This is a genomic window from Streptomyces sp. NPDC029164 (assembly GCF_055563995.1).
Genome location: NZ_JBVHWW010000009.1, coordinates 148,685 through 166,437, shown reverse-complemented (window position 1 = coordinate 166,437; position 17,753 = coordinate 148,685). Strand labels below are relative to the sequence as shown.

Here is a 17,753-nt window from a genome sequence, read left to right as displayed (position 1 = left end):
TGGGGGCGAACGGGTCCCTGGGGGGGGAACCGACCCCCACCCCCGACGGGGGGGGCCACCCCCCTGGGGGGGGGGGCGCCCCTTCGGCGTTCCGGCGCGCAGGCTACGGGAGGGCGAGCATCCGCTCCAGCGCGAGCTTCGCGAAGCTCTCCGTCTCCTTGTCGACCTGGATCTGGTTGACGAGGGTGCCCTCGGCCAGGGACTCCAGGGTCCACACCAGGTGCGGGAGGTCGATGCGGTTCATCGTCGAGCAGAAGCAGACCGTCTTGTCGAGGAAGACGACTTCCTTGTCCTGCGCGGCGAATCGATTCGCCAGGCGGCGGACGAGGTTCAGCTCGGTGCCGATGGCCCACTTGGAGCCGGCCGGGGCCGCCTCCAGCGCCTTGATGATGTACTCCGTCGAGCCGACGTAGTCCGCGGCCGCCACGACCTCGTGCTTGCACTCGGGGTGGACCAGGACGTTGACGCCGGGGATCCGCGCGCGGACGTCGTTGACCGAGTCGACCGAGAACCGGCCGTGGACCGAGCAGTGCCCGCGCCACAGGATCATCTTGGCGTTCCGCAGCTGCTCGGCGGTCAGGCCGCCGTTCGGCTTGTGCGGGTTGTAGAGCACGCAGTCGTCCAGGGACATGCCCATGTCGCGGACGGCGGTGTTGCGGCCCAGGTGCTGGTCCGGCAGGAAGAGCACCTTCTCGCCCTGCTCGAAGGCCCACTCCAGAGCCTTCTTCGCGTTGGACGAGGTACAGATCGTGCCGCCGTGCTTGCCGGTGAAGGCCTTGATGTCGGCGGAGGAGTTCATGTACGAGACGGGAACCGTCGTACCGGCTATGCCGGCCTCGGTCAGCACGTCCCAGCACTCCGCGACCTGCTCGGCGGTGGCCATGTCGGCCATCGAGCAGCCCGCGGCCAGGTCCGGCAGGACCACCTTCTGGTCGTCCGAGGTCAGGATGTCCGCGGACTCGGCCATGAAGTGCACGCCACAGAAGACGATGTACTCGGCCTCCGGCTTGGCGGCCGCGTCCTTGGCCAGCTTGAACGAGTCGCCGGTGACGTCCGCGAACTCGATGACCTCGTCACGCTGGTAGTGGTGGCCGAGGATGAAGACCTTGTCCCCGAGCTTCTCCTTGGCCGCGCGGGCACGCTCCACGAGGTTCGGGTCCGAGGGCGAGGGCAGGTCGCCGGGGCACTCCACCCCGCGCTCGCTCTTGGGGTCGGCCTCACGGCCGAGCAGCAGCAGGGCAAGCGGCGTCGGCTGGACGTCCAACGGCTGGGCGGTGGTCACGACACGCACCCTTTCTGTTCTGCGAGACAAGGGACTTCTGGATCATCGATTCGACTTCTCGTCTACTTGACGTTATCTATCATAACCGCTTCACGTCAGTTTGACGATGCCGATAGTGTCAATGTGACGCATCAGCCCTCGATCGGTAGGGCCCACCCCCGCGCGCGGTGTGCGAGCATGGAATATCTGAAACAAGCGTCGGGTCCCGGAATGAATCCGCGGTCCCGCTCGTTGCCACCGACGGCAAGAGTCCGACGTTTCCCCGTCTCCGGCGGGGAGCCGCCCACTTCGGGAGTGAATGCAGATGTCCGTACAGGACGACAAGACCACCGTGAGCGACGGCATCCTCCTGTCCGACGCCGCCGCCGAAAAGGTCAGGACCCTGCTGGAGCAGGAAGGCCGCGATGACCTGGCGCTCCGCGTCGCCGTCCAGCCCGGTGGCTGCTCCGGCCTGCGCTACCAGCTCTTCTTCGACGAGCGCTCCCTCGACGGCGACGTCGTGAAGGACTTCGACGGTGTGAAGGTCGTCACGGACCGGATGAGCTCCCCGTACCTCCACGGCGCGTCCATCGACTTCGTCGACACCATCGAGAAGCAGGGCTTCACGATCGACAACCCGAACGCCACGGGCTCCTGCGCCTGCGGCGACTCGTTCAGCTAAGCCTGAACCCCGCACGTACGACGAGGGCCCGCCTCCGGTCACACCGACCGGAGGCGGGCCCTCGCCGCATGTCCGAGGGGCTGAGGGCTATTGCCGGGGGAGCGGCTTGCCCGTGGTCGCGTCGAGCACCTTCCGGTCACCCAGCGGCTGCTGCAGCGCCGTCGTCAGGGACATCTCCTGCGCGAGCATGATGCAGGCCTGACCCGGCTTGTTCGGGGTGTCCGTGATCTTCACCAGGACCGACTCGGCCGACTCCCGCGCCTCCAGGGAGTAGGTGCTGCACACGCTGCCCCAGAAGTTCACGGTCAGCTTCCGGTCGGCCTGCGCGTAAGAGAACCCGGGCACGGAACGACCGTCCTTCGGGGCGGGGGTGCCCTGCCCGGCGCCGGCCGGCTGGGCCACCGTGTGGGCGGGCGCGCCATCGCGGCCCGCCACCTCGAAGAGCCAGGCCGGGACCAGGCCGCGCGCGCCGTTCACCGTGCCCGGGGTCAGCCCGAGCACCGCGCCCCGCACCGTCTCCGTCCGCGGCGGCTTCATCGGCCGCGGCTCCGGGTTGCACGGCACCGTGTCGGTGGCCGCCGCCGGGGCGTCCTGCGCCAGCGGGACCGCGCTGGCGCAGCCGCTGGGGTCGGGGGCGGCGCCCTCCCGGCCGCCCGACTTCGCGTTCAGCTGGGCCAGCGCCTCCACGGCCCCGACCACCGGCTGCTCGGCCGCCCGTACGGGCGCCTTCAGCTCGCCGCTGCCACCCACGACCGTGCCTTCGCCGCCCACGCTCACCTTCGTGGACCAGCCCTGCGTGGGCAGCCCGCCGATCACCGGATCGGCGCTCACCACCCGCACCGAACCCTGGGTGAGCCGGGCGTCGAGCTTCGCCCCGTCCTGCCCCGCGGCGGCCAGTACGGGGGCCGCGGCGGCCTTGGCGGCCTCCTCGGACACCGGCTTGGCCTGCGCCTCGGGCTTGCCCGCCCCCGGGACCGCTCCGTCGGCGTCCCGCGGGACGGTAGCGGGACCGCAGGTGTCCTTGCCGCGGGCGCAGTCGTCCCCGGTGCCGTTGGCCGGCGCCTGGAAGCGGGAGAAGTTCCACGTCCCCGGCGCCGTACGGCTGACCGTGAGCCGGGGGCCGGAGCCGTCGGCGGCCTCCCCGGTCAGCCAGACGTCCCCGGCGAGCCGCGGCTCGCCCGGGATGCCGAGGGCCGCGGCGAGCCGGGCCACCTCCGCAGCGGTGACCTCGCCCGAGGCGGCGAAGGCCGGCGCGGAGGCCGGGCCCTCCGGGAGCCGCACGTCGGCCCGGTAGACCACGCCCTCGCCGGACGGATCGGGCTCACCCGGCGCGATGCCCGGACCCGTGGGATCCCCCGCGTCACGGCGCGCGGAGGCCGCGCTGTCACCCGTACGGTCCCCCGGCCCGCCGTCGCCGTGGGCGGTGGACGCCCAGTACGCGGTGCCGCCGCCCGCGAGCAGGACAGCGGCCGCGATCGAGCCGACGGCCCAGGCGGGCCGCCGTCGTGTGCCGCGTGATGTGTCGGGTTGTTCGCTGGTCACCGCAACGCTCCTTCTCCGGTCCCGCAGTGTCTGATGCGGGTGGGACGGAGCAGGGGCGAAACCGGTTCCCGTCCCCCTACTGGTCCCCGTACGCCGCGGTGGAGGCGATCAGCCGCGCCGAGGCCGGCGGGACGCTGATCCCGTGGATCTGCGAGGGCGCGACCCGGGCCGGCCGGGGGTCCGCCGGGACCGCCCAGTGCGGGGCCATCCGGGCGCAGTCGCCGAGCAGCCGGGTGAGGCCGGGCTGCCGGGGGGCTTCCGTGCCGCGCTTGTCCGCGGTGTACTCGCCGTAGCCGAAACCATCGGTATAGGTCATGAAGGCACCGTAGGCATCGGGGCTCTCGCGAAGAAAGAGCTACTAAGGGGTAGTTTCTGGGGTTCGGCCTGGGGTCGCTTACCGGGTAGTTTTGACTGTCCCCGCCGTCCTCAGCAGGAGCGTCCACGCCGTGCGCATTGCAGTCACCGGCTCCATCGCCACCGACCACCTCATGACCTTCCCCGGCCGATTCGCCGACCAGCTGGTCGCCGACCAGCTGCACACGGTCTCCCTCTCCTTCCTCGTCGACAACCTCGACGTGCGACGGGGCGGTGTCGGCCCGAACATCTGCTTCGGCATGGGGCAGCTCGGCAGCCGCCCGATCCTGGTCGGAGCCGCCGGATCCGACTTCGACGAGTACCGCGCCTGGCTGGACCGGCACGGCGTCGACACCGAGTCCGTCCGGATCTCCGAGGTGCTGCACACCGCGCGCTTCGTGTGCACCACGGACGCCGACCACAATCAGATCGGCTCCTTCTACACGGGCGCGATGAGCGAGGCCCGCCTGATCGAGCTGAAGTCCGTGGCCGACCGCGTCGGTGGACTGGACCTGGTCCTCATCGGCGCGGACGACCCCGAGGCGATGCTGCGCCACACGGAGGAGTGCCGGACGCGGGGGATCCCCTTCGCCGCCGACTTCTCGCAGCAGATCGCCCGGATGGACGGCGACAACATCCGCACCCTGATGGAGGGCGCGACCTTCCTCTTCTCGAACGAGTACGAGAAGGGCCTCATCGAGTCGAAGTCGGGCTGGACGGACGCGGAGATCCTCGCGAAGGTCGGCACCCGCGTCACCACGCTCGGCTCCAACGGAGTCAAGATCGAGCGGGTCGGCGAGGCCCCGATCGTGGTCGGCTGCCCGGAGGAGACCGCGAAGGTCGACCCGACGGGTGTCGGCGACGCGTTCCGCGCCGGGTTCCTGACCGGGCTGGCGTGGGGTGTGGGCCTGGAGCGGGCGGCGCAGCTGGGCTGCATGCTCGCGACGCTGGTCATCGAGACCCTCGGCACCCAGGAGTACACCCTGGCCCGGGCCCACTTCATGGAGCGCTTCACGAAGGCCTACGGCGACGAGGCCGCGGCAGAAGTCCGCGCCCACCTCGCCTGACCTCCGTATTTCAGCCCCTCCGGCGTTTGAGGAGCGGAGCCCCGGTGCGCCGGCGGAGCCGGTGGTCCTGCCCGACCCCGGGTGCGGCGCCGCCGCCGGGGGGCGCTGCCCCCGGACCCCCGCTCCTCACACGCCGGAGGGGCTGCATTGTGCCGGCGTCAGCCTTCAAGTGCGCGCTGCGGACGCCACGAGGCTGAAATACCGAGGCGCGGGTCCGGGCGGAGCCCCGGGTCAGAGCAGGCGGCGGACCGTGTAGGCGGAGCCGGTGGCGCGGGGGGTTTCGCCCACGTACTCCTGCCCCCGCATCGCGCACCACGCCGGGATGTCCAGCCGGGCCACCTCGTCGTCGGAGACGACCGTCACCGTGCCGCCCACCGGTACCCGGAAAATGGCCCGGGCCAGTTCGATCACCGGCTGCGGGCACCGCAGGCCGAGCGCGTCGATCTCCAGGGTGTCCCCCACCGGCTGCACCGCCGGGGTGTGCGAGACCCCGAGCCGCTCCCGTACGCCCGCCACCGCACCCGGCAGCACCTCCAGGAACGCGTTGACCTCCTCCGCCGTGGTCCCCGGCGGCAGGGACACCCGTACGTTCCCCTCCGACAGCACGCCCATGGCCCGCAGCACGTGACTGGGGGTCAGCGTGGAGCTCGTGCAGGAGGAGCCCGAGGAGACCGAGAAGCCCGCCCGGTCCAGCTCGTGCAGCAGGGTCTCCCCGTCGACGTACAGGCAGGAGAAGGTGACCAGGTGCGGCAGCCTCCGCTCCGCGTCGCCGACCACCTCCACGTCCGGGACCAGCCGCACCACCCGCCGCCGGATCCGGTCCACCAGGACGCGCAGCCGGGCCGCCTCCGCCTCGGCCTCGGCCCGAACGGCCCGCAGTGACGCCGCCGCCGCCACGATCGCGGGGAGGTTCGCGAAACCGGGGGAGCGGCCCGCCTCCCGTTCGTCCGAGGGGTGTTGGGGGGCGAAACGGACCCCTTTGCGGACCGCCAGCAGACCGACCCCGGGCGGGCCGCCCCACTTGTGGGCGCTCGCCGCCAGAAGCGACCAGGCACCCTCCACCGGGCCCCAGCCCAGCGACTGCGCCGCGTCCACCAGCAACGGCACCCCGGCCGCCGCGCAGACCTCGGCCACCTCCGCCACCGGTTGGACCGTGCCCACCTCGTGATTGGCCGACTGGAGGCAGGCGAGGGCGGTCGTCGGGAGGAGCGCGTCCGCGTATCCGGCCGCCGTCACCGCGCCGTAGCGGTCCACCGGGACCTCGGTCACCGTCCCGCCGTGCGCCTCGTGCGTCGCCGCAGCGTGCAGTACAGAACTGTGTTCGACCGCGGACATGGCCAGATGGCCCCCGACGCGTCGGCGCCCCGCGAGGGCCCCCGCCACTCCCGTGTGAACGGCGTGCGTCCCCGAAGGAGTGAACACGAGCTCGTCGGCACGGCATCCCACCGCCTCCGCCGCGGCCTCCCGTGCCGCGTCCAGCAACAGCCGGGCGCGCCTGCCCTCCCGGTACAGCCTGGCCGGATCGGCCCAGCCCTCGTCCAGGGAGGCCTGCAACGCCTGCCGGGCCACGGGGTGCAGGGGGGCGGCGGACGCGCTGTCGAAGTACGGCATCCGGCCACCGTAAGGCAAGGCGGCGGGTCGGGGAGCGTCCGAGGTCAGGGGGCGTCAGTTCGGCCCCGGAGACCGCCATTCAGGGCCGTTCGCACCGTCCCCCGGACGGCGGATCCATCCCTTCGGGGGCTGTAGCGGCGCGTTGGGCACCCTCCCCGCGCGACCCCAAATAGCGTCCAGTAGGGTTTGGTCCGCATAAACATCCAAACCCCTGCCTGCGTCAGGGCCGGCGACCGACCCGAACACGGCCGCGGCCGGCCGCGCGGGCCGAGACTCTCGGGAAGGCGCTACGTGAGTCCCTACGGCTCCGACCGCTCGCCGCGGCGCCCGATGCGGCGGAAGCTGCTGCAGGCGCTGACTGCGGGCGTGGTCCTGGCGACCGCCACTGGTTGCTCGTTTACATGGCAAAACTTTCCCCGCCTCGGAATGCCGACTCCGGTAACCGAGGAGGCGCCGCGCATCCTCTCCCTGTGGCAGGGATCCTGGGCGGCCGCGCTCGTCACGGGCATCCTGGTGTGGGGCCTGATCATCTGGAGCGTCATCTTCCACCGGCGCAGCCGGACGAAGGTGGAGGTCCCCCCGCAGACCCGGTACAACATGCCCATCGAGGCGCTGTACACCGTGGTCCCGCTCATCATCGTCTCGGTGCTCTTCTACTTCACCGCGCGTGACGAGTCGAAGCTGCTCGCCCTCTCCAAGCCGGCGCACACGATCAACGTGATCGGCTTCCAGTGGAGCTGGGGCTTCAACTACGTCGAGAACGTCGACGGCGACGCGGCGACCCCGAAGGCGGGCGAGGTTCCCAAGGAGCTCGCCTCGATCCCGGACCGCTTCACGAAGGCCTTCCCGGCGGGCGCCGAGGGCGTCTACGAGAAGGGCGTTCCGAGCGACCGGAACCCGCAGACGGGCAACCCGGGGCCGACCCTCGTCCTGCCCAAGGGTGAGAAGGTCCGCTTCATCCTGTCGTCCAACGACGTCATCCACTCCTTCTGGGTGGTCCCCTTCCTGTTCAAGCAGGACGTCATCCCGGGCCACACCAACGTCTTCGAGGTCACCCCGAGCCAAGAGGGCACCTTCATGGGCAAGTGCGCCGAGCTCTGCGGCGTCGACCACTCCCGGATGCTCTTCAACGTCAAGGTGGTCTCGCCCGAGAAGTACCAGGCGTACCTGAAGGAGCTGGCCGAGAAGGGCCAGACCGGCTTCCTGCCCGCCGGCATCCAGCAGACCGACCCGGCCCGGAATGCGGAAGTGAACAAACTGTGAGCATCCTCAACGAATCCCAGGGTGCCGCCGCAGCTGACTCGTACGAGAACGAGCTGCCGGTACGGCGCAAGCAGCCGGGCAACGTGGTCGTGAAGTGGCTCACCACCACCGACCACAAGACCATCGGCACGATGTACCTGGTCACGTCGTTCGTGTTCTTCATCATCGGCGGCCTGCTGGCGCTCTTCATGCGCGCCGAGCTGGCCCGTCCGGGCACGCAGATCATGTCGAACGAGCAGTTCAACCAGGCGTTCACCATGCATGGCACGATCATGCTGCTGATGTTCGCCACCCCGCTGTTCGCGGGCTTCGCGAACTGGATCATGCCGCTGCAGATCGGCGCGCCCGACGTGGCGTTCCCGCGGCTGAACATGTTCGCGTACTGGCTGTACCTCTTCGGCTCGACCATCGCGGTGGCCGGCTTCGTGACGCCGAACGGCGCCGCCGACTTCGGCTGGTTCGCCTACTCCCCGCTGTCGGACGCGGTCCGCTCGCCGGGCATCGGCGCCGACATGTGGATCATGGGTCTGGCCTTCTCGGGCTTCGGCACGATCCTCGGCTCGGTCAACTTCATCACCACGATCATCTGCATGCGCGCACCCGGCATGACGATGTTCCGCATGCCGATCTTCACCTGGAACGTGCTGCTGACCGGTGTCCTGGTCCTGCTCGCCTTCCCGGTGCTGGCCGCCGCGCTCTTCGCGCTGGAGGCCGACCGCAAGTTCGGTTCGCATGTGTTCGATGCCGCGAACGGCGGCGCATTGCTCTGGCAACACCTCTTCTGGTTCTTCGGACACCCAGAGGTGTACATCATCGCGCTGCCATTCTTCGGAATCGTTTCCGAGATCATTCCGGTCTTCTCGCGCAAGCCGATGTTCGGTTACATCGGTCTGATCGCCGCGACGATCGCGATCGCCGGCCTCTCGGTGACCGTGTGGGCCCACCACATGTACGTCACCGGCGGTGTACTGCTGCCGTTCTTCTCCTTCATGACCTTCCTGATCGCGGTACCGACCGGTGTGAAGTTCTTCAACTGGATCGGCACCATGTGGAAGGGCTCGCTGTCCTTCGAGACCCCGATGCTCTGGACGATCGGCTTCCTGGTCACCTTCACCTTCGGTGGTCTGACCGGCGTCATCCTGGCCTCGCCCCCGATGGACTTCCACGTCTCCGACTCGTACTTCGTCGTCGCGCACTTCCACTACGTCGTCTTCGGCACCGTGGTCTTCGCGATGTTCGCCGGCTTCCACTTCTGGTGGCCGAAGTTCACGGGCAAGATGCTGGACGAGCGCCTCGGCAAGATCACCTTCTGGACGCTGTTCATCGGCTTCCACGGCACGTTCCTGGTGCAGCACTGGCTGGGCGCCGAGGGCATGCCGCGCCGCTACGCGGACTACCTCGCGGCCGACGGCTTCACCACGCTGAACACGATCTCGACGATCAGCTCCTTCCTGCTCGGCCTGTCGATGCTTCCGTTCATGTACAACGTCTGGAAGACGGCCAAGTACGGCAAGAAGATCGAGGTCGACGACCCGTGGGGTTACGGCCGTTCGCTCGAGTGGGCGACCTCCTGCCCGCCGCCGCGGCACAACTTCCTCACCCTGCCGCGGATCCGCTCCGAGTCCCCGGCCTTCGACCTGCACCACCCGGACATCGCGGCCCTGGACCACCTCGAGGACCACATCGCCGGCGGGACCCAGGCCCTCACCGGTGACAAGGAGGCCGGCAAGTGAAGATCCAGGGCAAGATGTTCCTGTGGCTCTCCTTCTTCATCCTGGTCATGGCCGTCGTGTACGGCGTGTGGTCGAAGGAGCCCGTCGGCACCACCGCGCTCTTCCTGGCCTTCGGCCTGAGCGTCATGATCGGCTACTACCTGGCCTTCACGGCCAAGCGCGTCGACGAGATGGCCCAGGACAACCTGGAGGCCGACGTCGCCGACGAGGCCGGCGAGCTGGGGTTCTTCTCCCCGCACAGCTGGCAGCCGCTCTCGCTGGCCGTCGGTGGCGCGCTCGCTTTCATGGGCGTCGTCTTCGGCTGGTGGCTCATGTACTTCTCGGCCCCGATCATCGTGATCGGCCTGTGGGGCTGGGTGTACGAGTACTACCGCGGTGAGAACGCGAACCAGTAGAAGCACCCCGCGCGGCCGCGCCGCGCGAGCACACTTGGGGCCCGGACACCTCTTCGGAGGAGTCCGGGCCCCTCGTTTGCAGTCACCCCGCGCGCCGTAATTGTCATATCTTCATAGCGTTGGCTCCATGAAGCACTCACCGCGTCTTTGGACGGTACTCAGCTGCTCCCTGCTGGTCGCGTCCCTCGGGGCCGGCGCCACCGCATGCGGGTCCGGCGACAAGAACCCGCTGTCAGCCCGCCCGTACGACGCGGGCGATCAGGTCGCCTTCAACCAGACCGCGGGCAGTCGCCCCGTGGACCCCGACAAGCCCCTCGAAATCACCGCCAAGGCCGGTGGCGGCCGGATCACCGACGTGCTGGCCGTGGACACCCACGGCCGCCGCCTGGCGGGCGAACTGAGCGCCAAGGGCGATCGCTGGCACAGCACCGTCCCGATGGCCTCAGGGGTCCGCTACACGGTCACGGTGAGCACCGAGGACGAGCGGGGCGCCCCGGGGCAGCGCACGCTGACGTTCGACACCACCCCGTCCAAGGGGGTCCTGAAGGTCGAATTCGGCCCGGAGGAGGGCAAATACGGCGTCGGACAGCCCCTCACGGCCGAGCTCAGCGAGCCGGTCAAGGACAAGGCCGCCCGCGCGATCGTGGAACGGGGCCTGATCGTCGACGCCCCGGCCGGCGTCGAGGGCGCCTGGCACTGGGTGGACGACAAGAACCTCCACTTCAGGCCCAAGGACTACTGGCCCGCCAACTCCACCGTCTCCGTACGGAGCAACCTGGAGGGCATCAGGATCACCGACGAGCTCCACGGCGTCGCGGCCAAGCCCGTGAAGCTGGAGATCGGGGACCGGGTCGAGGTCACCACCGACGCCTCCTCGCACTACCTCACGTTCCGGCGCAACGGAGAAGTGATCAACACCATCCCGGTGACCACCGGAAAGCCCGGTTTCTCCACCCGCAACGGGGTCAAGGTGGTGCTGGGCAAGCAGTACTTCGTCCAGATGCGCGGCGACACCGTGGGCATCGGCGGCAGCGAGTACTACAACCTGCCCGTCTACTACGCCACCCGCGTCACCTGGAGTGGTGAATACGTCCACGCCGCGCCGTGGTCCGTCGGCTCCCAGGGCTACGAGAACGTCAGCCACGGATGCACCGGCATGAGCACCGGCAACGCCGCCTGGTTCTACGAGAACATCACCGAGGGCGACATCGTCAAGGTGATCAACAGCATCGGCGACGACATGGACATCTTCGGCAACGGCTTCGGCGACTGGAACATGGACTGGAAGGACTGGCGCCAGGGCAGCGCGCTGCTCAAGGGCACCGAGGAAGGCCGCAACCCGATGGACCAGGCCCGCCTGCGGCCCACCGTCTGACCGCGAGCGCCTGTGCGGGCCCACGGTTCACCCGTGGGCCCGCAGGCGCACCGTCAGGCGGCCGAGGAGGAGAGGCGCAAGCGCAGCACGCCCGCCAGGGTGTCCGCGAACTCCACCGGGTCCACCGGAAGGGTCACGGCGGCGTCCGCACGGCTCCACGTGGCCAGCCAGGCGTCCTGGGGGCGTCCCATCAGCAGCAGCACCGGCGGACACCGGAAGATCTCGTCCTTGATCTGCCGGCACACGCCCATGCCCCCGGCCGGAACCGCCTCGCCGTCGAGCACGCACGCGTCGATGCCGCCCGCGTCCAGCTGTGTCAGCACCGCCGGCAGCGTCGCGCACTCCACGAACTCCACCGGCGGCAGGTCCGCGGCGGGCCGGCGTCCGGCCGCCAGCCGCACCTGCTCCCGGGTGCCCGCGTCGTCGCTGTAGACCAGAACCCGCGCAGTCGCCCGCATTTCGTTCCTCCACGTGTCACGTGAATCACGTTGATGTTGCGCGGGATGCTACTCCTCCCGATGCGCTGTCAACATCGGTTCGGACATGTGCACGGGACATCCCACCGGGGCGATCTGATGGGCCGTTCGGGCCTTGCACACGCCCCGGACACTCCGAACGGCACCCCCCGGGGTGAGGGCGGGATAAGCGACCGACATAATGTCGGTCGTGGCGACAGCAACGACAGTAGATACCGGGCACGCGCACCCGACGGTCAACCGGCCGAACCTCGTCAGCGTCGGAACCATCATCTGGTTGAGTTCCGAGCTGATGTTCTTCGCGGCCCTCTTCGCGATGTACTTCACCCTGCGATCCGTGACGGGTTCCGAGTACTGGACAGAGCAGGCTTCGGCCTTGAATCTGCCCTTCTCGGCGACGAACACGACGATCCTGGTGCTTTCCTCGCTCACCTGCCAGCTCGGCGTATTCGCCGCCGAGCGCGGTGACGTGAAGAAGCTCCGGACGTGGTTCATCATCACGTTCGTCATGGGTGCGATCTTCATTGGCGGCCAGGTGTTCGAGTACACCGAGCTGGTCAAGCACGAGGGCATGAGCCTCTCGTCCGGTCCGTACGGCTCGGTCTTCTACCTGACCACCGGCTTCCACGGTCTGCACGTGACGGGCGGCCTCATCGCCTTCCTGCTGGTCCTCGGCCGGACGTACGCGGCCAAGAGGTTCACCCACGAACAGGCCACGTCGGCCATCGTCGTGTCCTACTACTGGCACTTCGTCGATGTCGTCTGGATCGGCCTCTTCGCCACGATCTACCTGATCAAGTAGCGAACACGTCACCGGGCCCGACCCGGCACTCCATCCAGACACACCGACGCAGAAGATCCTGACACCGGGGTAATCCGTGAAAAAGCTCTCCGCACGACGACGCCATCCGCTGGCGGCGGTCGTCGTTCTACTCCTCGCGCTGGCGGCCACTGGGGGGCTGTACGCCGCCTTTGCTCCCGCGGGCAAGGCGCAGGCCGATGAAACCGCCCAGTCCCTCGCCATCGAGGAGGGCAAGAAGCTCTACGCCGTGGGTTGCGCAAGCTGCCACGGAACCGGCGGTCAGGGTTCCTCTGACGGCCCGAGCCTGGTCGGCGTCGGCTCCGCGGCCGTCGACTTCCAGGTGAGCACGGGCCGCATGCCCGCCCAGCAGCCCGGCGCCCAGGTGCCGAAGAAGCCCGTCATTTACACCCAGGCGCAGATCGACCAGCTGGCGGCGTACGTCGCGTCCCTCGGCGCCGGTCCGATCACGCCGACCGCAAAGCAGTACGACCCGGCAGGTGCCGACATCGCCAGGGGTGGTGAGCTGTTCCGCAACAACTGCGCGCAGTGCCACAACTTCACCGGTGAGGGCGGCGCGCTGACGAACGGGAAGTACGCCCCCAACCTTGAGGGCGTCGACCCGAAGCACGTCTACGAGGCCATGCTCACCGGCCCGCAGAACATGCCCTCCTTCCCGGACCAGACCATGCCGGAGCAGCAGAAGAAGGACATCATCGCGTACCTCCAGAACGTGAACGGTGAGAAGTCGACCAGCCCCGGTGGTCTCAAGCTCGGTGGCCTCGGCCCCGTCTCCGAGGGTCTGTTCGGCTGGATCTTCGCTCTGGGTGCGCTGATCGCTGTCGCCGTCTGGGTCGCGGCCCACACCGCTAAGGCCAAGAAGTCATGAGTAGCCAAGAGATTCCCGAAGAGAAGCACCTGCCGAGCGAGCAGGGCGACGCGCACCACGGTGCCGTAGCGGTCGCGGACGACCCGTTCGCCGACCCGGGCCTGCCGGTCCACAAGCCCCGCATCCAGGACATCGACGAGCGGGCGGCGAAGCGCTCCGAGCGCACCGTCGCGATGCTGTTCACGCTGTCCATGCTGGCCACGATCGGCTTCATCGCGTCGTACGTGATTTTCCCGGTCGAGAAGATCGTCTACATCTTCCCCATCGGGAAGGTCAGCGCGCTCAACTTCGCCCTGGGCATGACGCTGGGCCTGGCCCTCTTCTGCATCGGCGCGGGCGCGGTCCACTGGGCCCGCACCCTGATGTCCGACGTGGAGGTCGCCGCCGAGCGCCACGAGATCGCCGCTCCGCCGGAGGTCAAGGCGCAGGTCCTGCAGGACTTCCGCGACGGCGCGAACGAGTCCGGCATCGGCCGCCGGCCCCTGATCCGCAACACGATGCTCGGTGCGCTGGCGATGCTGCCGCTCTCCGCCGTCATGATCATGCGCGACCTGGGCCCGCTGCCTGAGGACAAGCTGCGCAAGACCGTTTGGGCCAAGGGCAAGCTGCTCATCAACGACAACACGAACGAGCCGCTGCGTCCCGAGGACGTGCTCGTCGGGTCGCTGACCTTCGCCAGGCCGGAAGGCCTGGAGGAGGAGCAGCACGACTTCCAGGTCCAGATCGCCAAGGCCGCCCTGATGATCGTCCGTATCCAGCCGGACGACATCAAGGACAAGAAGGAGCTGGAGTGGTCCCACGACGGGATCGTCGCCTACTCCAAGATCTGCACCCACGTCGGCTGCCCGATCAGCCTGTACGAGCAGCAGACGCACCACGTGCTCTGCCCGTGCCACCAGTCCACCTTCGACCTCTCCGACGGCGCCCGTGTCATCTTCGGCCCGGCCGGTCACGCGCTTCCGCAGCTGCGGATCGGCGTGAATGACGAAGGCTTCCTCGAAGCGCTCGGCGACTTCGAAGAGCCCGTCGGTCCTGCATTCTGGGAGCGCGGATGAGCACCAGCGACAACAACGAGCGCAAAGCGCCGGCCGGCGAGCGCGTAGCCGACTGGGCGGACGGCCGCCTGGGCATCTACGGCCTGGCCAAGGCCAACATGCGCAAGATCTTCCCGGACCACTGGTCCTTCATGCTGGGTGAGATCTGCCTCTACAGCTTCATCATCATCATCCTCACGGGTGTGTACCTGACGCTGTTCTTCCACCCGAGCATGAACGAGGTCGTGTACCACGGCTCGTACGTGCCGATGCAGGGCGTCATGATGTCCGAGGCCTTCGCCTCGACGCTGGACATCAGCTTCGACGTCCGCGGTGGTCTGCTGATCCGTCAGATCCACCACTGGGCGGCGCTGATCTTCGTCGCGGCCATGGTCGTGCACATGATGCGCGTCTTCTTCACCGGCGCGTTCCGCAAGCCGCGTGAGGTCAACTGGATCTTCGGCTTCCTGCTGCTGGTCCTCGGCATGTTCACCGGCTTCACCGGTTACTCGCTGCCGGACGACCTGCTCTCGGGTACCGGTGTCCGCTTCATGCAGGGCGCCATCCTGTCCGTCCCGGTCGTCGGCACGTACCTGTCGATGTTCCTGTTCGGCGGGGAGTTCCCGGGCGGCGACTTCGTCGCGCGGTTCTACTCGGTGCACATCCTGCTGCTGCCCGGCATCATGATGGGCCTGCTCGTGGCCCACCTGATCCTGGTCTTCTACCACAAGCACACCCAGTTCGCGGGTCCCGGCAAGACGAACAACAACGTCGTCGGCATGCCGCTGCTGCCGGTCTACATGGCCAAGGCCGGAGGCTTCTTCTTCCTGGTCTTCGGTGTCATCTCGGCCGTCGCGGCCATCGCCTCGATCAACCCGATCTGGGCGCTCGGCCCGTACCGCCCGGACCACGTGTCCACCGGTGCGCAGCCCGACTGGTACATGGGTATGCCGGAAGGCCTGATCCGTGCCATGCCCGGCTGGGAGATCAACCTGTGGGGCCACACGCTCGTCCTGGGCGTGTTCATCCCGCTGGTGCTCTTCCCGCTGGTGCTGGGTGCGATCGCCGTGTGGCCGTTCATCGAGTCCTGGGTCACCGGGGACAAGCGCGAGCACCACATCCTGGACCGCCCGCGCAACGTCCCGACCCGTACGGCCTTCGGTGTCGCCTGGATCGCGGAGTACATCGTGCTCCTCATCGGCGGCGGCAACGACATGTTCGCCCAGTACTTCCACCTGTCGATCAACTCGATCACCTGGTTCGTCCGGATCGGCTTCTTCGTCGTCCCGGTCCTCGCCTTCATCGTCACCAAGCGGATCTGCCTCGGCCTCCAGCGCCGGGACCACGACAAGGTGCTGCACGGTCGCGAGACCGGCATCATCAAGCGTCTGCCGCACGGTGAGTTCGTCGAGGTCCACGAGCCGCTCCCGGCGGGCCAGCTGCACAAGCTCACCGCGCACGAGCAGTACAAGCCGATCGAGATCGGCCCGACGGTCGACGAGAACGGTGTCGAGCGCAAGGTGAAGGCCACGGAGAAGCTCCGCGCGAAGCTCAGCAAGGGCTTCTACGCGGAGAACAACCAGATTCCGAAGCCCACGGTGGAGGAGTACAAGGAGATCCAGGCCGGCCACGGCCACCACTGATCCCCTGCACGACCGTATGAGGGACTGATTTCGGTCAGTTCTGGTGTCGCCACGGCGAGAGCCCCGTCCAGTGTCCGGACGGGGCTCTTTGCCGTGTTCCGGGCTGGATAGGCTGGAGCCCTCCCATTCGACGTGGAAACCTTGACAAGCAGCAGGAGCGGACCATGAACGTTGTGACCCCGGCAGGCGGCGACAGCGTGGCGGCCCGTGGCTGGCCGGGCGTCCTCGACGCTCTGCTGACCGGCCAGGACCTGCGTGCCGACGACACCGCCTGGGCCATGGACCGGATCATGCGCGGGGAGGCCACCGACGCCCAGATCGCCGGCTTCACCGTCGCGCTGCGGGCGAAGGGGGAGACGGTCGCGGAGATCAACGGCCTCGTACGGGCGATGTACGAGCACGCCAACCTGATCGAGGTGCCGGGCCGGACGGTGGACATCGTCGGCACGGGCGGCGACGGGGCCAAGACGGTGAACATCTCGACGATGTCGGCGGTCGTCGTGGCCGGAACCGGTGCCAAGGTCGTCAAGCACGGGAACCGGGCCGCCTCCTCCGCGAGCGGCTCCTCGGACGTCCTGGAGAAGCTCGGGGTGAACCTCAACCTGAGCCGGGAGCGGGTCGTGGAGGTCGCCGAGGAGGCCGGCATCACCTTCTGCTTCGCGGTCAAGTTCCACCCGGCGCTGCGGCACGTGGCGGCGGCCCGCAAGGAGCTGGGCATCCGGACCTTCTTCAACGCGCTGGGCCCGCTGACCAACCCGGCCCGGGTGCGCGCCCAGGCGACCGGCGTGGCCGACCCCCGGATGGCCCCGATCATCGCGGGCGTACTCGCCGAGCGGGGCTCGTCCGCGCTGGTCTTCCGCGGTGACGACGGCCTGGACGAACTGACCACGACGGCCACCTCGCGCATCTGGTGGGTCCGCGACGGCAAGGTCTCGGAGCGGTCCTTCGACCCGCGCGACATCGGCATCGACCTGGTCGAGGTCTCGGCGCTGGCCGGCGGCGACCCCTCGTACAACGCGGACGTGGCCCGCCGCCTGCTGGCCGGCGAGACCGGCCCGGTCCGCGAAGCCGTACTGCTGAACTCGGCGGCGGCCCTGGTCGCCCTGGACCCGGGCACGGGCACGCTGGAGGAGCAGCTCGCCGCCGGTCTGGTGCGCGCGGCGGAGTCCATCGACTCGGGCGCGGCGCGCGCGGCGCTGGAGCGCTGGGTCGCGGCGAGCAACGCCTGACCACGATCGGGCGAATCGAGCCAAGGCCCCGGTCCACCATGCGGACCGGGGTCTTGCGCGCGGGGGATCTTGTGGCAGGATGCTGACCAGGTCACGAGTGACAGCGTTTAGGCCCCGGCTTGCTGTCCGGCAACCCTCCTTCCGTGGCGGGGTGCCCCGGGTGATGACCAGGTCGTAGGCAGCAAGGCCTACGGCAAGCGCGGATCCCTCGACACCAGGGGTCCTGGTCTTCTCGAGGAGCGTTTTCCGTGAGCAAGCGAATGCGATAGGGCGACTCCGCCCCTACTTCACCCCTCGGATCAGGGTCACTTCCGTGTACCCCCGCCGACCGTTCGGTCCGGCCCGAGGGCTCTCCCGTACCTCCCCCAGACTACGTCCGGGGGGACCCCCAGGACGGCCG

At 68.9% G+C, this 17,753-nt stretch carries 16 protein-coding genes and 1 riboswitch; of the genes, 11 read left to right on the top strand and 5 right to left on the bottom strand.

Annotated features, from left to right (window positions below; translation table 11 throughout):
• Nucleotides 1-103: 103 nt before the first annotated feature.
• Nucleotides 104-1,291 (bottom strand): quinolinate synthase NadA, encoded by a 1,188-nt coding sequence (gene nadA / locus ACZ4VT_RS11555; protein WP_467948612.1) that lies wholly within the window; start codon nucleotides 1,289-1,291, stop codon nucleotides 104-106.
• A gap of 295 nt (nucleotides 1,292-1,586) precedes the next feature.
• On the opposite strand from nadA, the gene erpA reads away from it, so the two are divergent.
• Entirely contained in the window at nucleotides 1,587-1,943 is a 357-nt protein-coding gene (erpA, locus tag ACZ4VT_RS11550) for an iron-sulfur cluster insertion protein ErpA (RefSeq protein ID WP_030010511.1), read from the top strand.
• An 87-nt stretch (nucleotides 1,944-2,030) separates the two neighbouring features.
• Here erpA and ACZ4VT_RS11545 read toward each other — a convergent pair whose 3' ends face one another.
• Both ACZ4VT_RS11545 and ACZ4VT_RS11540 read right to left on the bottom strand, forming a co-directional pair.
• On the bottom strand, nucleotides 2,031-3,485 hold the full coding sequence (locus ACZ4VT_RS11545; protein WP_467948610.1) for a hypothetical protein: 1,455 nt from the start codon (nucleotides 3,483-3,485) through the stop codon (nucleotides 2,031-2,033).
• A gap of 76 nt (nucleotides 3,486-3,561) precedes the next feature.
• Nucleotides 3,562-3,801 carry a hypothetical protein gene (locus ACZ4VT_RS11540; RefSeq protein ID WP_351304572.1) on the bottom strand — a complete coding sequence of 80 codons (240 nt, stop codon included), beginning with the start codon at nucleotides 3,799-3,801 and terminating at the stop codon, nucleotides 3,562-3,564.
• A 130-nt stretch (nucleotides 3,802-3,931) separates the two neighbouring features.
• Between ACZ4VT_RS11540 and ACZ4VT_RS11535 the strand changes: the two genes are divergently transcribed.
• Nucleotides 3,932-4,906 (top strand): carbohydrate kinase family protein, encoded by a 975-nt coding sequence (locus ACZ4VT_RS11535; RefSeq protein ID WP_467948607.1) that lies wholly within the window; start codon nucleotides 3,932-3,934, stop codon nucleotides 4,904-4,906.
• Nucleotides 4,907-5,137: 231 nt separating this feature from the next.
• Here the strand turns inward: ACZ4VT_RS11535 and ACZ4VT_RS11530 are convergent, their stop codons facing one another.
• On the bottom strand, nucleotides 5,138-6,517 hold the full coding sequence (locus ACZ4VT_RS11530) for an aminotransferase class V-fold PLP-dependent enzyme (RefSeq protein ID WP_467948606.1): 1,380 nt from the start codon (nucleotides 6,515-6,517) through the stop codon (nucleotides 5,138-5,140).
• Nucleotides 6,518-6,808: 291 nt separating this feature from the next.
• On the opposite strand from ACZ4VT_RS11530, the gene ctaC reads away from it, so the two are divergent.
• The 4 genes from ctaC to ACZ4VT_RS11510 all read left to right on the top strand — a co-directional run bounded on the left by ctaC (nucleotide 6,809) and on the right by ACZ4VT_RS11510 (nucleotide 11,283).
• Complete coding sequence (gene ctaC / locus ACZ4VT_RS11525; protein WP_467948604.1) at nucleotides 6,809-7,780, top strand: aa3-type cytochrome oxidase subunit II; 972 nt, start codon at nucleotides 6,809-6,811, stop codon at nucleotides 7,778-7,780.
• Nucleotides 7,777-9,513, top strand: a complete 1,737-nt coding sequence (gene ctaD / locus ACZ4VT_RS11520) for an aa3-type cytochrome oxidase subunit I (RefSeq protein WP_467948602.1) — start codon at nucleotides 7,777-7,779, stop codon at nucleotides 9,511-9,513. The genes ctaC and ctaD overlap by 4 nt, the downstream gene beginning before the upstream one ends.
• Nucleotides 9,510-9,908 carry a cytochrome c oxidase subunit 4 gene (locus tag ACZ4VT_RS11515; RefSeq protein WP_467948601.1) on the top strand — a complete coding sequence of 133 codons (399 nt, stop codon included), beginning with the start codon at nucleotides 9,510-9,512 and terminating at the stop codon, nucleotides 9,906-9,908. The genes ctaD and ACZ4VT_RS11515 overlap by 4 nt, the downstream gene beginning before the upstream one ends.
• 127 nt (nucleotides 9,909-10,035) lie before the next feature.
• Nucleotides 10,036-11,283 (top strand): L,D-transpeptidase, encoded by a 1,248-nt coding sequence (locus tag ACZ4VT_RS11510; protein ID WP_467948599.1) that lies wholly within the window; start codon nucleotides 10,036-10,038, stop codon nucleotides 11,281-11,283.
• 53 nt (nucleotides 11,284-11,336) lie between these two features.
• Here ACZ4VT_RS11510 and ACZ4VT_RS11505 read toward each other — a convergent pair whose 3' ends face one another.
• Nucleotides 11,337-11,741: a hypothetical protein gene (locus ACZ4VT_RS11505; RefSeq protein ID WP_467948597.1), complete on the bottom strand. Its 405-nt coding sequence runs from the start codon at nucleotides 11,739-11,741 to the stop codon at nucleotides 11,337-11,339.
• Nucleotides 11,742-11,940: 199 nt separating this feature from the next.
• Here ACZ4VT_RS11505 and ctaE point away from each other — a divergent pair, with 199 nt between their 5' ends.
• The 5 genes from ctaE (at nucleotide 11,941) to trpD (ending at nucleotide 17,353) form a co-directional block, all read left to right on the top strand.
• Nucleotides 11,941-12,561, top strand: a complete 621-nt coding sequence (ctaE, locus tag ACZ4VT_RS11500; protein WP_467948595.1) for an aa3-type cytochrome oxidase subunit III — start codon at nucleotides 11,941-11,943, stop codon at nucleotides 12,559-12,561.
• Between the two features lie 76 nt (nucleotides 12,562-12,637).
• Nucleotides 12,638-13,447 carry a cytochrome bc1 complex diheme cytochrome c subunit gene (qcrC, locus tag ACZ4VT_RS11495; RefSeq protein WP_351296691.1) on the top strand — a complete coding sequence of 270 codons (810 nt, stop codon included), beginning with the start codon at nucleotides 12,638-12,640 and terminating at the stop codon, nucleotides 13,445-13,447.
• Nucleotides 13,444-14,502, top strand: coding sequence for a cytochrome bc1 complex Rieske iron-sulfur subunit (qcrA, locus tag ACZ4VT_RS11490; RefSeq protein WP_467948593.1), 1,059 nt, complete (start codon nucleotides 13,444-13,446; stop codon nucleotides 14,500-14,502). The genes qcrC and qcrA overlap by 4 nt, the downstream gene beginning before the upstream one ends.
• On the top strand, nucleotides 14,499-16,124 hold the full coding sequence (gene qcrB, locus ACZ4VT_RS11485; protein ID WP_467948591.1) for a cytochrome bc1 complex cytochrome b subunit: 1,626 nt from the start codon (nucleotides 14,499-14,501) through the stop codon (nucleotides 16,122-16,124). Before qcrA ends, qcrB begins: the two co-directional genes overlap by 4 nt.
• A gap of 164 nt (nucleotides 16,125-16,288) precedes the next feature.
• Entirely contained in the window at nucleotides 16,289-17,353 is a 1,065-nt protein-coding gene (trpD, locus tag ACZ4VT_RS11480) for an anthranilate phosphoribosyltransferase (RefSeq protein WP_467948589.1), read from the top strand.
• Between the two features lie 89 nt (nucleotides 17,354-17,442).
• A riboswitch (SAM riboswitch) is annotated at nucleotides 17,443-17,559 on the top strand.
• Nucleotides 17,560-17,753: the final 194 nt, after the last annotated feature.

Coding starts and splice junctions, on each gene's coding strand:
- ctaE (WP_467948595.1), top strand. CDS start 11,941: ATGTCGGTCGTGGCGACAGCAACGACAGTAGATACCGGGCACGCGCAC.
- erpA (WP_030010511.1), top strand. CDS start 1,587: ATGTCCGTACAGGACGACAAGACCACCGTGAGCGACGGCATCCTCCTG.
- ACZ4VT_RS11530 (WP_467948606.1), bottom strand. CDS start 6,517: ATGCCGTACTTCGACAGCGCGTCCGCCGCCCCCCTGCACCCCGTGGCC.
- qcrA (WP_467948593.1), top strand. CDS start 13,444: ATGAGTAGCCAAGAGATTCCCGAAGAGAAGCACCTGCCGAGCGAGCAG.
- ACZ4VT_RS11505 (WP_467948597.1), bottom strand. CDS start 11,741: ATGCGGGCGACTGCGCGGGTTCTGGTCTACAGCGACGACGCGGGCACC.
- qcrB (WP_467948591.1), top strand. CDS start 14,499: ATGAGCACCAGCGACAACAACGAGCGCAAAGCGCCGGCCGGCGAGCGC.
- ACZ4VT_RS11510 (WP_467948599.1), top strand. CDS start 10,036: ATGAAGCACTCACCGCGTCTTTGGACGGTACTCAGCTGCTCCCTGCTG.
- trpD (WP_467948589.1), top strand. CDS start 16,289: ATGAACGTTGTGACCCCGGCAGGCGGCGACAGCGTGGCGGCCCGTGGC.
- ACZ4VT_RS11540 (WP_351304572.1), bottom strand. CDS start 3,801: ATGACCTATACCGATGGTTTCGGCTACGGCGAGTACACCGCGGACAAG.